The 14,491-nt window shown below is 71.0% G+C and carries 10 protein-coding genes; 7 read left to right on the top strand and 3 right to left on the bottom strand.

Annotated features, from left to right (window positions below; all coding sequences use genetic code 11):
* On the top strand, window positions 1–2,196 hold the full coding sequence (glgB, locus tag ACWIHT_RS01925; protein WP_456163344.1) for a 1,4-alpha-glucan branching enzyme: 2,196 nt from the start codon (window positions 1–3) through the stop codon (window positions 2,194–2,196).
* Between the two features lie 12 nt (window positions 2,197–2,208).
* Window positions 2,209–3,882 (top strand): ATP-binding cassette domain-containing protein, encoded by a 1,674-nt coding sequence (locus ACWIHT_RS01920; RefSeq protein WP_456163343.1) that lies wholly within the window; start codon window positions 2,209–2,211, stop codon window positions 3,880–3,882.
* A 13-nt stretch (window positions 3,883–3,895) separates the two neighbouring features.
* On the opposite strand, the gene ACWIHT_RS01915 is transcribed toward ACWIHT_RS01920, so the two are convergent.
* A complete protein-coding gene (locus ACWIHT_RS01915) occupies window positions 3,896–5,281 on the bottom strand; it encodes an aminotransferase class V-fold PLP-dependent enzyme (RefSeq protein ID WP_456163342.1) in 1,386 nt (461 codons plus the stop codon).
* A gap of 167 nt (window positions 5,282–5,448) precedes the next feature.
* On the opposite strand from ACWIHT_RS01915, the gene ACWIHT_RS01910 reads away from it, so the two are divergent.
* The gene (locus ACWIHT_RS01910; protein ID WP_456163341.1) at window positions 5,449–7,365 is read left to right on the top strand and encodes an AMP-dependent synthetase/ligase; all 1,917 of its coding nucleotides are present in this window, start codon (window positions 5,449–5,451) and stop codon (window positions 7,363–7,365) included.
* An 81-nt stretch (window positions 7,366–7,446) separates the two neighbouring features.
* Here ACWIHT_RS01910 and ACWIHT_RS01905 read toward each other — a convergent pair whose 3' ends face one another.
* A complete protein-coding gene (locus tag ACWIHT_RS01905) occupies window positions 7,447–8,271 on the bottom strand; it encodes a methyltransferase domain-containing protein (RefSeq protein ID WP_456163339.1) in 825 nt (274 codons plus the stop codon).
* A 251-nt stretch (window positions 8,272–8,522) separates the two neighbouring features.
* On the opposite strand from ACWIHT_RS01905, the gene ACWIHT_RS01900 reads away from it, so the two are divergent.
* The 4 genes from ACWIHT_RS01900 to ACWIHT_RS01885 all read left to right on the top strand — a co-directional run bounded on the left by ACWIHT_RS01900 (window position 8,523) and on the right by ACWIHT_RS01885 (window position 13,101).
* Window positions 8,523–9,899 (top strand): NAD(P)/FAD-dependent oxidoreductase, encoded by a 1,377-nt coding sequence (locus tag ACWIHT_RS01900; RefSeq protein ID WP_456163337.1) that lies wholly within the window; start codon window positions 8,523–8,525, stop codon window positions 9,897–9,899.
* A 48-nt stretch (window positions 9,900–9,947) separates the two neighbouring features.
* Window positions 9,948–12,191 carry an FUSC family protein gene (locus tag ACWIHT_RS01895; protein WP_456163335.1) on the top strand — a complete coding sequence of 748 codons (2,244 nt, stop codon included), beginning with the start codon at window positions 9,948–9,950 and terminating at the stop codon, window positions 12,189–12,191.
* A gap of 29 nt (window positions 12,192–12,220) precedes the next feature.
* Window positions 12,221–12,400 carry a hypothetical protein gene (locus ACWIHT_RS01890; RefSeq protein ID WP_019069241.1) on the top strand — a complete coding sequence of 60 codons (180 nt, stop codon included), beginning with the start codon at window positions 12,221–12,223 and terminating at the stop codon, window positions 12,398–12,400.
* A 251-nt stretch (window positions 12,401–12,651) separates the two neighbouring features.
* Window positions 12,652–13,101: a cyclic nucleotide-binding domain-containing protein gene (locus tag ACWIHT_RS01885; protein ID WP_456163333.1), complete on the top strand. Its 450-nt coding sequence runs from the start codon at window positions 12,652–12,654 to the stop codon at window positions 13,099–13,101.
* A gap of 8 nt (window positions 13,102–13,109) precedes the next feature.
* Here ACWIHT_RS01885 and ACWIHT_RS01880 read toward each other — a convergent pair whose 3' ends face one another.
* Window positions 13,110–14,426, bottom strand: coding sequence for an MFS transporter (locus ACWIHT_RS01880; protein ID WP_456163331.1), 1,317 nt, complete (start codon window positions 14,424–14,426; stop codon window positions 13,110–13,112).
* Window positions 14,427–14,491 lie beyond the last annotated feature (65 nt).

Here is a 14,491-nt window from a genome sequence, read left to right as displayed (position 1 = left end):
GTGGCCCTGCGCGACACTTCACCTTCGGAGGCGGGCGGCCCCGCCGTGTCCCTTCCCCTGGACCCGGCCGGCCGCGAGCGCCTGCTGTCGGGCGCCCACCACGATCCGCACGCGCTGCTCGGCGCGCGTCCGGTCGCGGGCGGGATCGCCTTCCGGGCGCTACGGCCGTACGCCCGGGCCGTGAGTGTCGTGATCGACGGCATGCGCAACCCGCTCGCCTCGGAAGGGGGCGGCCTCTTCTCCGGCGTGCTGCCGCTCGACGCGATCCCGGCGTACACGCTGCTGGTGTCGTACGCGGAGGGCGACGAGCACGAGGTGGACGACCCGTACCGCTTCCTTCCCGCGCTCGGGGATCTCGATCTGCATCTGATCCGGGAGGGGCGCCACGAGGAGTTGTGGAAGGCGCTCGGCGCGGAGCCGATGACGCATGAGGGAGTCACCGGCACGCGCTTCTCCGTGTGGGCGCCAAATGCCCAAGGGGTGCGTGTCGCCGGGGACTTCAGCTCCTGGGACGGGACGGCCTTCCCGATGCGGTCGCTCGGTTCGTCGGGTGTGTGGGAGCTGTTCCTGCCGGGGGTGGGCGAGGGCGCGCGCTACAAGTTTGAGATCACCTCGCGGCACGGCGACCGCTTCCTCAAGGCGGACCCGATGGCTCGACGTACGGAGGTTCCGCCCGCCACGGCGTCCATCGTGACGGCCTCGCACCACGAGTGGGACGACGCGGAGTGGCTCGCCCGGCGGACGGAAACTCCGGTCCACGAGGCGCCGTTGTCGGTGTACGAGGTGCATCTCGCGTCCTGGCGGCCCGGCCTGACGTACCGTCAGCTGGCCGTCGAACTCCCCGCGTACGTCAACGATCTGGGCTTCACCCACGTCGAGTTCATGCCGGTGACCGAGCATCCCTTCGGTGGTTCATGGGGCTACCAGGTCACCGGTTTCTACGCCCCGACGGCTCGCCTCGGCACTCCCGACGACTTCAAGTTCCTTGTCGACGCGCTGCACCAGGCCGGTATCGGCGTGATCATGGACTGGGTGCCGGCGCACTTCCCCAAGGACGACTGGGCGTTGGCCCGGTTCGACGGGGAGCCGCTGTACGAGCCCGGGGACGCGCGGCGGGCGGAGCATCCGGACTGGGGGACGTACGAGTTCGACCTCGGTCGGACCGAGGTGCGCAACTTCCTGGTGGCGAACGCCGTGTACTGGTGTCAGGAGTTCCACATCGACGGCCTGCGCGTGGACGCGGTCGCCTCGATGCTCTACCTCGACTACTCGCGCGACTCCGGCCAGTGGACCCCCAACGTCCATGGCGGGCGCGACGACCTGGACGCGGTCGCCTTCCTCCAGGAGATGAACGCGACCGTGTACCGCAGGGTGCCCGGTGTCGTGACGATCGCCGAGGAGTCCACCTCCTGGGACGGTGTCACCCGCCCCACCGACACCGGCGGCCTCGGCTTCGGGCTGAAGTGGAACATGGGCTGGATGCACGACTCGCTCGGCTATATGGCGCACGAGCCGGTCCACCGCAGGTTCCATCACCACGAGATGACCTTCTCGATGGTGTACGCGTACAGCGAGAACTACGTGCTGCCCATCTCGCACGACGAAGTCGTCCACGGCAAGCGGTCGTTGGTGTCGAAGATGCCGGGCGACTGGTGGCAGCAGCGCGCCGACCACCGGGCGTATCTGGGGTTCATGTGGGCCCATCCCGGCAAGCAACTCCTCTTCATGGGCCAGGAGTTCGCCCAGGGCTCCGAGTGGTCCGAAGCGCACGGCCCCGACTGGTGGCTCCTCGACCCGGCCTACGACGCGGCGCCCGACCACCGGGGCGTCCAGAACCTCGTACGCGACCTCAACGCCGTCTACCGCCATACGCCCGCTCTCTGGCAGCTCGACACCCAACCCCCCGGATTTCGCTGGGTGTTGGGCGACGCGGCCGAGGACAACGTCTTCGCGTTCCTGAGGTTCGACGCCGAGGGCGCGCCGCTGCTCGCCGTCAGCAACTTCTCGCCCGTCGTGCGCCACGACTACCGGCTCGGCGTCCCGGACGACATCCCGGCCTGGCGCGAGACGCTCAACACCGACTCCGCCGCTTACGGCGGCAGCGATGTCACCAACCCCGATCCGGTCAAGCCGGAGGACGGCCACATCCTGCTCACCCTCCCGCCCCTGGCGACGGTGTGGCTGACACCGGGGTGACATGCTGCTCCCATGCCGACGCCCTTACATCCTGACGTCACCCAACCAGCAGGCCTGCACCTGGAGTTGCGGGACGTCACGCAGGAACTGCGGGGCGCCGGGCGGGTGTTGGACGAGGTGTCGTTCGAGGTCGCGGCGGGGCAGCTCACGGTGATCGCGGGCAGCAGCGGTGCGGGCAAGACGGTGCTGCTGGGGACCCTCGCGGGACTCCAGAGCCCGACCACGGGGGCGGTACTGCACGACGGTGCCCAACCGGGGCCGCCCGGGCCGGAGTTCGGGTATGTGCCGCAGGAGGACGTGATCCACCGTGAGCTGCCGTTGCGGCGCACGCTGGAATACGCGGGACGCTTGCGGATGCCGGGCGGGACGGTTCCGGCACGGGTGACGGAGGTCCTCGACGCACTCGGGCTGTCCGAGCGTGCCGACACCCCGGTGCGGGCGCTGAGCGGTGGTGAGCGCAAACGGGCCTGTATCGCGGCCGAGTTGCTGACCCGGCCGCGCGTCCTCTTCCTAGACGAACCCACCTCCGGGCTCGATCCGGTCACCGGGGCCGCCCTGTTGGCCACCCTGCGGAGCCTGGCCGAGACCGGCACCACCGTGGTACTCACGACTCACGTCCTCGCCGATCTGCCGCGCTGCGACCAGGTCGTGTTCCTGTCGCCGGGCGGGGCGGTCGCGTTCGTGGGACCGCCGGACGCGCTGCTGGGAGCGTTCGGCGCGGAGACGGCGGAGGACGTGTACGCGGCGGTCGCGGAGGGGAAGCGCGCCGAACGGACGGCCCCGGCAGCGCTGCCCGACCGGACACCGGCGCCCACCGCGCACCGCCCGCCGCGCGTCGGTGCCGTACGCCAGTGGGCGCTGCTGACCCGTCGTACGGCGGCCCTGTTGGCGCACAACCGGCTGTCGGTGGCCGTGTTCGTGGGGTCGCCGGTGATGATCGTGGCGATGTTCGCGGTGCTGTTCCGGGCGGGTGCGTTCGATCCGGCGGCGCCCGATCCGGGGTCCACGGCGATGATCATGTTCTGGATCGCGTTCGGGGCGTTCTTCTTCGGGCTGACGTACGGACTGCTTCAGATCTGCCCGGAGTTGGCCGTGCTGCGCCGGGAGTGGCTGGCGGGGGTGCGGATCGGGCCGTACGTGGCCTCGAAGTTGACCACCGTCCTGCCGGTACTGGCGGCGGCGGACGCCCTGTTGCTGGCGGTGCTGCGCGCGCTGGACCGACTGCCGGCGGCGGGCTGGGACACGTACGGTTCGCTGTTCCTGACCAGTGTGCTGGCCTCGGCCGCCGCGCTGGCCCTCGGGCTGCTCACCTCGGCCGCGGTCACGGAACCGGGCCAGGCGACCCTGATGCTGCCGCTGCTCTGCTTCCCCCAGGTGCTGTTCTCGGGCGCCTTCGTGCCGGTGCCCCGGATGGCACCGGTCGGCCAGGGGATCAGCTGGGCGATGACCAACCGCTGGGCGTTCGAGGCACTCGGTGGCGCGATCGGTCTCAACGGCCTGTGGCGCGACGGCAGTTCACCTGCGGGGCCGCCGCTGCTGCGGTCGTACGGGGACTCGTTCGCGCATCCGGCGGGGCGCGGCCGGCTGATCCTGGCGGGGTTCGCGGTGCTGTTCCTGGTGGCGACCTGGGCGGTGCTGGTGCGCAGGTGCCGTCAGGGGGTGTCGGCGGCCCGTGCGGGGCGGTGAACCGCCTCGCCGTTCAGCAGCCTGCCCGGTCGGCGAGGCCGGCCGCCGTCGGTACGCGGTCGCGGTAGGTGTCCGCGACGAACTCCAGAAACGTGTCGACGTCCCTGGGCTGCGAGGAGACACCCACCGAGACCCGTACGGCGCCCGCGGAGGGCAGGCCCAGCAGGTCGAGATAGTCCTCCAGTGAGCGCATCGGTGTGCGGGCCGCCGAGCGGAGGCGGCGCAGGGGCAGGGCGAACGCGGCCTCTCCGGCGCCCGGGTTGCAGAAGCAGCCGAAGCGCAGCGAGATGCGGCGCTCGGCGCTGTCCTGGGCGACGACCCGTTCGTCGATCACCCGGCCGTCCGCGCCGAGGAGGTTGAGGGCGACGGTGCCGCCGCGCGCGGGGCCGGTGTCGGTGGGGCCGTAGACCCGGGCCATCGGGGAGCCGTCGCTGTGCCGTAACTTCGCGACTCCCGTGAGGAGTTGGCCGGTGAGCCGGGCGACGTGGTCGTGCACGCGGTCCATGCCGATGGCGTCGATCCACTCCAGGCCGGCCGTGATGTCCGGTATGGAGAGGAAGTTGACGGTGCCGTCCTCGAAGGCGGCCTCGCCGTCCGCGAGGACGTGCCACTGCGCCTGGGCGCTCGCGGCGTAGATGGTGCCGCCGGAGAACCAGGGCCTGCGCAGCCGGGCGAGGGCCTCGCGGCGGACGATCAGGCTGCCTATGCCGGTGGGATAGCCGAACACCTTGTACCAGCTGACCACGGTGAAGTCCGGGTGGAAGCGGGAGAGGTCGAGGGGGTTGGCGGGGACGAACGCGGCGGCGTCGAGCAGGACGTCGTAGCCGTGTTCCCGCGCGGTGGCGATCCAGTCCAGGGAGTGCCGTACGCCGGTGAAGTTGCTCTGTGCGGGATAGGCGAGGAGTCCGCGTCGGCGGTTGCGGGCCGTGAGCGCGGTGTGCAGCCGGTCCTCGTCGACGGCCAAGTCCTGGCCGTGGACCGGGACGTACTCGATCTTGGCGCCGGCGGTGCGGGCATACTCCCGTAGGCCGTTCACCGAGTTGTGGTTGTCGAGCAGCATCACGAGCCGGCTGCCCCGTGCGAACGGGTAGGACTCGCCGACCAGGCGCAGCGCGGCCGTCGCGTTGGCGGTGAACACCACGGTGTACTCGGCCGGGTCGGCCGAGAAGTGCCGCAGGACCGCCGCGCGGGCCTCGGCCAGCAGGTCGCCGGAGGCGCGTGCGGCGGGGCTCTCGGAGTGCGGGTTGCCGTAGACGCCCCCGGTGATCCGCGCGGCGGCGGCCCGGACCAGTGAGCTGGGGGCGAGTCCCGCGCCCGTGTAGTCGAGATAGGTGTGCCCCTCGGCGTCCAGATAGCCGAAGTCATGAGCTCTCAACTCGTCGAGATCCACCGTGGTCACGTCCTCGTACACCCCGCTTTGTCAGGTCGGCTCCACTCAACCACCAAACTCCGCAAGGCCACTTCCCTGTTCCCCTCACCAATCGCTCACACCTGGGCTACATTCGAGCACCGTCGATAACAGCAATGATCGGCAGAGTCACGCCCCGTACAACCCAGGAGCAGCGCATGCGCGACTTCGCCGTCGCTCCACCCCCCACCTCCGCCCTGACCACTCTGACCGGCGGCCTCGCCGACAGCGTCTTCGAGACTGCGGCCGTCAATCCCACCCTTCCGCTGATCGCGCGCAGGACCGACCCCTCCTCTCCCGTGTGGGAGGAAGTGACGGCGGTCGAACTGCGGGACGAAGTCGTCGACGTGGCAAAGGGGTTGATCGCTTCCGGGATCTCGCCGGGCAGCCGGGTCGCGATCATGGCCCGTACCCGTTACGAGTGGACGGTGCTCAGCCACGCCCTGTGGGCCGTCGGCGCCGAGGTGGTGCCGGTCCATCCGACGTCCTCGCGCGAGCAGGTCGAGTGGATCCTGCGGGACGCCAACTGTGTGGCCGTGGTGGTGGAGGACGAGCAGGGCATCATGACGGTCGGCACGGTGTGTGCCGCGCTGCCGCTGCTGCGGCACGTCTGGCAGCTGGACTCCGGGGCGCTGCCCCAACTCGTGGAGCGGGGCACGTACATCCCGCAGACCACGGTGGACTCGCTGCGCCGGATCGTGATGCCGGACTCGACGGCGGTCGTCGCCTACACCTCGGGCACCTCGGGCCGCCCGATGGGCTGCGCGCTGACCCATCGCAGCCTGGCCAGCCCGTGCGACACCCTGCTCTCGGGCTGGCCGAACACGGCGGCTCCCGCCGGGGAACAGCCGACCGTGCTGGCCTTCCTGCCCTTCTCCCATGTGTACGGCCTGATGATCCAGGGCCTGTGCACGCGCGGCGGCTGGCTGATGGCGCACGAGCCGGAGATGACCGAGGCCGCGCTGGTGTCGGGGCTGCGCTCCTTCCGGCCCACCTATCTCTACGCCGTGCCGTCGGTCTTCGAGAAGATCTACAAGAACATGCTGCGGACGGCCCAACAGCTGGGCCGCGGCGCGCTGTTCGAGCGGGCCGCGGCGACCGCGCGGGAGTTCGCGGCGGCCGAGGAGCGGCTGAGACTCGGCCGGGGCTCGGGCCCCGGACTCGATCTGCGGCTGCAACACGCCGTGTACGAACGGACGGTGTACCGCAAGCTGCGCGCGGGCCTGGGCGGCCGGGTGGTCGGCGGCACGTCGGGCGGCTCTCCGCTGAACCGTGAACTGTCCTTGTTCTACGCGGGCATCGGCATCATGGTGCACGACGGCTACGGGCTCACGGAGACCGCGGGCGGGATCACCATGCAGCCGGCGGGCCGGGAGAAGATCGGCACCGTCGGGCAGGCGCTTCCCGGCACCGAGATCCGGGTCGCGGAGGACGGCGAGATCCTGGTGCACGGTCCTTCGGTGTTCCAGGGCTACATCAACGACGAGCGGGCGACCCGGGGGACCATGCACGCGGGCTGGCTGGCGACCGGTGACATCGGGCGGCTGGACACCGAGGGGTATCTGACGATCACCGGCCGCAAGAAGGACATCATCATCACCAGCAGCGGCAAGAGCGTCGCGCCGGCCGCACTGGAGAACCGGCTGCGCATGCATCCCCTGATCCATCAGGCGGTGGTCGTCGGCGACGACCGTCCCTGTGTGGGTGCGCTGCTGACCCTGGACCCGGAGTTCGTGGCGCACTGGCAGGCCGGTCTCGCGATGCAGAGCGACGCACGGGGCCGGGAGGCGCGTGAGGAGAACGCGCTGCGGGAGGAGATCACGCGGGCCGTGGCGGCCGCCAACAGCCCGGTGGGGCGCGCCGAGTCGATCCGGGTGTTCCGGGTGCTCCCGCAGCCGTTCGATGTCGCGGGCGGGCTGCTGACGCCGTCGATGAAGCTGCGCAGGGACGCGATCGTGCGGAAGTACGCGTTCGAGATCGACGCGATGTACCAGGCACGCGCGCGTGCCCCACGACTGCCGACGGTGGACGAGCAGGTCACGGGGTGGGAGGACGCGGACAACGTGTTCCGGTGAGGTCACCGGAACACGGGGTCATTCGGGGCGGTGGGCCCGAGCCGGGCCCCGCCGGACGGGGCCCAGGCCACCGACCGCAGGTCACTCCGGGCGGTGGGCGACGACCGCGAACATCGTCACGGACATGTGCAGCGCGCCCTGTTCGGCGGCCTCGGTGAGGTCGGCGTAGGCGCGGTCGCGCTGGGCCTCGGTGAGGGCGCCGCGGCGGACCGCGGACTCGCCGAGCATGCGGATCAGCGGCCAGACGACCGAGCGGTGGTCCTGGAGCAGCGCCTGCGAGCCGCGGTCGTCGACGACGAACCCGGCCGCGCTGAGCTGGCCGACGAGCCGCCGTCCCGCGTAGGGGTTGGCCGCGCCGGTGAGGGCGCCCGAGGTGAGCGCGGCCATGATCTCCGGGTCGCCGGGGTGCAGGATCGTGGTCGCCCAGTCGGTGTCGAGGAGGGCCACGCGCCCGCCGGGGCGCAGCACGCGGGCCATCTCGGCGACGGCCTTGTCCGGTTCGGCGAGGTGCTGGAGCACCCGTTCGCACCAGACGAGGTCCACGGAGGCGTCCGGTACGGGCAGGGACAGCGCGTCGCCGTCCGTGAAGCGGGCCGGGTTGTCGGCCTCGGCGGCGCGTTCCTGGGCGATCGTCCGCAGTCCGGGGTTGGGCTCGACACCGAGCGCGGAGCCGCCGTCCCCGACCGCGGCGGCCAGTTCGCGGGTGGTCGAGCCGGTACCGGACCCGATGTCGAGGGCGCGTTCACCGGCACGCGGGTCGAGTGCGTCGTGCGCCCAGGCCCGCAGGCGTCGTACGCCGGGATTGGTCTCCTGTATGTCGAGCGCGGCCACCAGCCGCGTCACGTTGCCGGGGTCGATGTTCTGGGTGCGGAAGCCGGACCCCGGCTCGGGCTGAGTGTGCGACATGGCGTGCACTCTACGGTCCGAAGCGATCGCCCAAGAGCGGGTCGAGACCGGTTCACGTACGCCATTTGTTCACGCGCCCGGGGCGTACGCCGGGCGTCGGCGGGGCATGCTGGTGCCCACGCGTTCGTCTGCCTGCCGCGCTCAGCTGGCGGAACGGCTCCCGGCACGGTGGGATCGATGTTGGTGTGCGAAGCAGCGATCCAGGGGCAGGCGGACGACGTCGAGGCAGACCGCCTGGAGCCGCAGAAGGGATGAACACCGTGACACGACCGAGGATCCTGGTGGTTGGCGCAGGCTTCGCAGGAGTGGAGTGCGTTCGCCGTCTGGAACGGAAACTGAACACCGACGAGGCCGACGTCACGCTGGTGACGCCGTTCTCCTACCAGCTCTATCTTCCCCTGCTGCCCCAGGTCGCCTCCGGCGTCCTGACCCCGCAGTCGATCGCCGTCTCGCTGCGCCGCAGCAGCAAGTACCGCACCCGGATCATCCCGGGCGGTGCCATCGGCGTGGACATCAAGTCCAAGGTCTGTGTGATCCGCACGATCAACGACGAGATCGTCAACGAGCCCTACGACTACATCGTGCTGTCCCCCGGCAGCATCACCCGCACCTTCGACATCCCCGGGCTGACGGATCACGCCTTCGGGATGAAGACCCTCGCCGAGGCCGCGTACATCCGCGACCACGTGATCACGCAGCTGGACCTCGCGGACGCGAGCGACGACCCGGCGGAGAAGGCCTCGCGGCTCCAGTTCGTGGTGGTGGGCGGCGGATACGCGGGCACCGAGACGGCCGCCTGTCTACAGAAGCTGACCCATGCGGCCGTCAAGCGGTATCCCCGCATCGACCCGGGGCTGATCAAGTGGCACCTCATCGACATCGCGCCGAAGCTGATGCCCGAGCTGGGCGACAAGCTCGGCAAGAGCGCGCAGCAGATCCTGACCCGGCGCGGTATCGACATCTCGCTGGGTGTCTCGATCGCCAAGGCGGGGCCGGAGGAGGTCACCTTCACCGACGGGCGCGTGGTGCCGACCCGGACGCTGATCTGGACGGCCGGTGTGGTCGCCAGTCCCCTGATCGCCACGCTCGGTGCGGAAACGATTCGGGGGCGGCTCGCGGTCACCGCCGACATGAACCTCCCCGGGCACGACGGGGTGTTCGCGCTCGGCGACTCCGGGGCGGTCCCGGACGAGGCCAAGGGCGGGGACGGCGCGATCTGCCCGCCGACCGCGCAGCACGCGATGCGGCAGGGCAAGGTGGTCGCCGACAACGTCATCGCGACCCTGCGCAACCAGCCGCTGAAGCCGTACGTCCACAAGGACCTCGGGCTCGTCGTGGACCTCGGCGGCAAGGACGCGGTGTCCAAGCCGCTCGGCATCGAACTGCGCGGTCTGCCCGCCCAGTTCGTGGCGCGCGGCTACCACTGGTCGGCGCTGCGCACCAACGTCGCCAAGGTCCGCGTGGCGACGAACTGGACGCTGAACGCGCTGGCCGGCGACGACTTCGTGCGCACCGGCTTCCAGGCCCGCAAACCGGCCACCCTGAAGGACTTCGAGTACACCGACTCGTATCTCTCGCCCGAGCAGGTGCGCGACCAGGTCGAGGGGGCCGGGACCCAGGAGCCGTAGCATCGGTGGTACGGATCTTGAGATGAACCCCGGGGAGAGTACGGCGGCGTGAGGGCAGCGGGACGGGCGGCGTGGGCACGGGTGCGGTATCGGGTCGCGGCGTCCGATCCCGGACTGCTGCGGCTGACGGCCGGGCTGCGGACGGTGGCCTCGATCGCGCTCACGCTGGCCGTGCTCTCCCTGCTGCACGCCTCGGTGCCGCATCTGGTGGCCGGGGCGATGTCGGCGATGGTGTCGACGTTCGCGATCCGCGAGAAGCGGCGCGCGGGGCAGGCGGTGACGCTCGCGCTCGGTCTGCCGGTGGCGCTGGCCTCGGTGTCGCTGAGTGCGCTGCTGAACTCGCGGGTGGTCGCCGGTGACGTCTTCTTCGTCCTGCTGATCTTCGGCGCGGTCTACAGCCGCCGCTTCGGCGACCGCGGCACCGCGCTCGGCCTGATCGGCTTCCAGATCTACTTCCTGTCCCTGTTCGTCGGGGTGACGCTCTCCGCACTGCCCCGGCTGTACGGCGTGATCGGCGTGGCCTTCGTGTGCAGCGCGCTGGTGCGGTTCGCGCTGGTACCGGAGACGCCCACGGGGACGCTGGACCGGCTGCGGCGGGCTTTCCGGGCGCGGTTCGCCCAACTGGTCACCGCGCAGCTCGCGTTGCTCGACGCCGGTCCCGACGACATGGAGAAGGCCCTCGACGACGTACGGGAGGGGACCGCGCGGCTGCACGAGACGGCGCTGCTGATCCAGGGGCGGCTGGAGGACGGGACCTCCGACGAGGCGGTGGCGCGGCTGGTGCAGCGCCGTATCGCCGACGCCGAGATCGCCGCCGAGCGGCTCGGGCTTCTGCTGCTCACCGCGCGCAGCGCCGAGCGGGGCCACACCCTGACCCTGCATCTGCCGGGCGCGCCCGTCCCGCTGACCGACCGGCTGGAGGTACGGGACCGGACGACGGACACGCTGCGCCACGAGCTGGAGGCGCTGCGCCTGCTGGTCCTGCGGCCCGTGGGCGCGGACTCGGGCACCGGCCTGGCCCAGGTGCGCAACCGGCTGCTGGGCTATCGCGAGGAGGAGAACCTGCCGCCCGCCTCGGACGCCGTGCAGGACGTGTTCCGGGGCATCGGCGAGGCCGCGCGTGCGGTGCTGGGGCTGCGGATCGCCGTGGACGGGCCGCAGGACGAGTCCGAGGACACTCCGGCGACGACCCGCTCGCGCGAGGAGCTGGACGCGGAGGACGTCGCCATCGCGAGCAACGAGGAGGCGGAGGACGCGGAGCGCACGGGGTTGCGGCGACCGACGACGCGCGCCGCCGTGCAGGTGGCGGTGGGGTCGTCGCTGGCGATCATCGGCGGCGAGTTCCTGTCCAGTCAGCGCTGGTACTGGGCGGTGCTGACCTGCTGGATCGTGTTCCTCAACACCTCGTCCACGGGCGAGATCCTCGTCAAGGGCTACCGTCGGCTGCTCGGTACGGTCCTGGGTGTGGTCGCCGGAATCGGACTGGCGGGTCTGGTCGGGCATCACACGTGGACGGCGTTCGCGCTGGTGCTTCTGTTCATTTTCGCCATGTTTTACACGGCTCCACTGTCGTACACCCTGATGTCGTTCTTCGTCACCGCGATGCTGGGCCTGCTCTACACGCTGCTGCACACCTACAGCGCGTCGGTGCTGGTGCTGCGCATCGAGGAGACGGCGCTCGGCGCGGCCTGCGGGGTGGTCGCGGCGGCGCTGGTGCTGCCGGTGCACACGGACCGCCGTACGAACGAACTGCTCGGGACCGTGCTGGCTCGGCTCACGGAGGTCACCGAGGCCTCCGTCGACCAGCTCAGCGGTGGAGTCCCGGCCGAACTCCTCGACAAGGCAAGGGACTTGGACCAGGCGTTGGCCGACCTGAGCGCCTCGACGCAGCCACTCACGCATCCGATCACGCCGTTGCGGGCGCGCCGGGACACCGCACGGTTCGTGGTCGCACTGCTTGAGACCTGTGCCTATCACGCGCGCTATCTGGCGGCGACCGCCGAGCTGCTGCCGACGCATCCGTCGATCGCGGCCGATCCCCGGCTGCGGGAGGCGGGGCACCGGATCGTGCACAACATCGGGGTCATCGGCGCGCATGTCGCCGACGGGGACGCCGTCGGCGTGATCGAGACCGGGCCGAGCATCGCGTCCCTGCTGCGGCCCGGTACGCCCGGGACCCCGCGCTACGGCCGGGTCACCGACCGCGTGCTGCGGCATCTACAGCGCCTGGACGAGGCCGTGGTCGGTCTGGCGCGCCCGCTCGGTGTGCCGATTCCGGCGCCCGCGAAGTGAACTCCGCCCGTCGGGGGTAGACGTTCGGCATGACTGATGTCGTGGACTCGGGTGAATTGTTGCGGCGCATCCAACGGGCCCGGGCCTTCGCCGCCCAGGAGGCGCACGCGTGGTCGGAACAGGGGGACCCCGTACGGGAGGTGGCCTACGAGGCCGTCCTGCGGGTGCTGGACGAGATCGTGGCGCCCGGCCGGCATGCCGCGAAGTGAAACCGGTCACGCGACCGGTTCAGCTGGGTACGAAATACCCGCCGATGGTTTACGGTTCATTCATACGTGGTCACGGAGTCGACCGTACCGTCCTCCGCCGCCACCGCTTAACGGCCCTGGCTGGTCTCCCCCGTCCAGCCAGGGCTTTTTCATGCCCCGATTCCGTCCCCCGAGGTGCCCGGGACGTCGACAGCGGCTGAAATGGGCGTAGGGAGAATTCCGGAACCGCTGCCGGCGAGGAGCCCCGAGCCATGACCAAAGCGATAAAACTGCTGACCGCCCTGCCCCAGACCCAGCGCGAACGGCTGATGGAACTCGCGCGGGAGGTGTCGTTCGCCGAGGACTCCAGGATCTTCGAGGCGGGCGGTACGGCCGACCGTTTCTGGGTGATCCGCTCCGGCGCGGTCTCGCTCGACCAGCGGGTGACACCCCAGCAGCGGGTGACCGTGGGCAGTCTCGGGGCGGGCGACCTGCTCGGCTGGTCCTGGCTGTTCCCGCCCTACCAGTGGGATTTCGGCGCGGAGGCGTTCAGTGCCGTGCGGGCCTACGAGTTCGACGCGGCGGCCGTGCTCGCCCTGTGCGTGGAGGATCCGCTGCTCGGGCTCTCCCTGGTCCGGATCGTCGCGGAGATCCTGGCGCACCGGCTGGAGCTGACCCGGGGCAAGCTGATGGAGCACTACACGCTCCACGGGCATGCCTGAGCGCGGCCTCAGATGCGGTAGCGGCGCAGCGCCGGGACCGTGAAGGCGAGGGTCAGCATGATGACCACGACCAGGATGCCGCCGCCCGCGACCGCCGTACGGGTGCCGAAGGCCGAGCCCGCCGTGCCGTGCAGGACGTCGGCGAGGCGGGGGCCGCCCGCGACGACGACGGTGAAGACGCCCTGCATACGGCCGCGCATCTCGTCGGTGGCGGCGGACAGCAGGATCGCCCCGCGGAACACCATGGAGACCATGTCGGCGACCCCGGCGGCGGCCAGGAACACCACGCCGATCCACAGATTGCTGCTCAGCCCGAACCCGGTGATGGCGACGCCCCAGGCGACGACCGCGCCGATCACCATCCAGCCGTGCCGTCGCGCCCGCGAGAACGTGCCCGAGAACAGCCCGCCGACCACCGCCCCGATCGGGATCGCCGCGAACAGCATGCCGAGCGCGAGGCCCTCGCCGTAGGGCGCGTAGGTCTGGGCCGCGAGCTGCGGAAACAGCGCGCGGGGCATCCCGAAGACCATCGCGATGATGTCGGCGAGGAAGGACAGCAGCAGCACCTTGTGCAGCGAGATGTAGCGGAACCCGGCGGCCACCTCGCGCCAGCCCGCGCGGCGCGGGGTCGCGGACTCCAGGGGCGGCAGCGAGGGCAGCTGGACGACCGCCCAGAGCGTGACGCACAGGGCCAGCGCGTCGATGAGGTACAGCTCGGGCAGGCCGATGACCGGGATGAGGGCGCCCGCGAGGAGCGGTCCGACGACCTGGCCGGTCTGCATCACGGTCGAACCGAGGGCGTTGGCGGCGGCCAGCTGCTCGGCGGGGACCAGGCGGGCGATGGAGGCGTTGCGGGCGGGCGCGTTGAGGCCCCAGAAGGCCTGCTGCATCGCGAGCAGCAGCATCAGCACGGCCACCGATTCGAGGCCGGTGACGGCTTGCAGCCAGAACAGCACCGAGGTGACGGCGATACCGCCGTTGGTGATCAGGAGCAGCTTGCGGCGGTCCATGCTGTCGGCGATCGCCCCGCCCCACAGCGCGAACACGATGAGCGGCAGCAGACCCGCCATGCTGGCGGCGCCGACCCAGGCGGAGGAGCCGGTGATGTCGTAGATCTGCTTGGGTACGGCGACGGCGGTGAGCTGGCTGCCGACGGCCGTGACGATGGTCGAGGACCACAGGCGGCGGTAGGCGGGGATGCGCAGCGGGCGGGTGTCCATCGCCCAGCGGCGCCAGCCGCGCCGGGGGCCGGTGGCCGGTACTGCGTCCTGCTCCGTCCCCGCCTCGGGTTCGGTGCCGCTGTCGGTGCTCTCGCTGGTGTCCACTGGCTTCCTGGTTGCTCGCTACATCTAATCGACCGGGGTTCACTATCGCAGCACCGGCTGTGCCC

It is taken from the genome of Streptomyces sp. NPDC002276, from assembly GCF_053891435.1.
The sequence above is the reverse complement of the archived record's forward strand: the minus strand, read 5'-3'. Positions and strand labels throughout refer to the sequence as shown.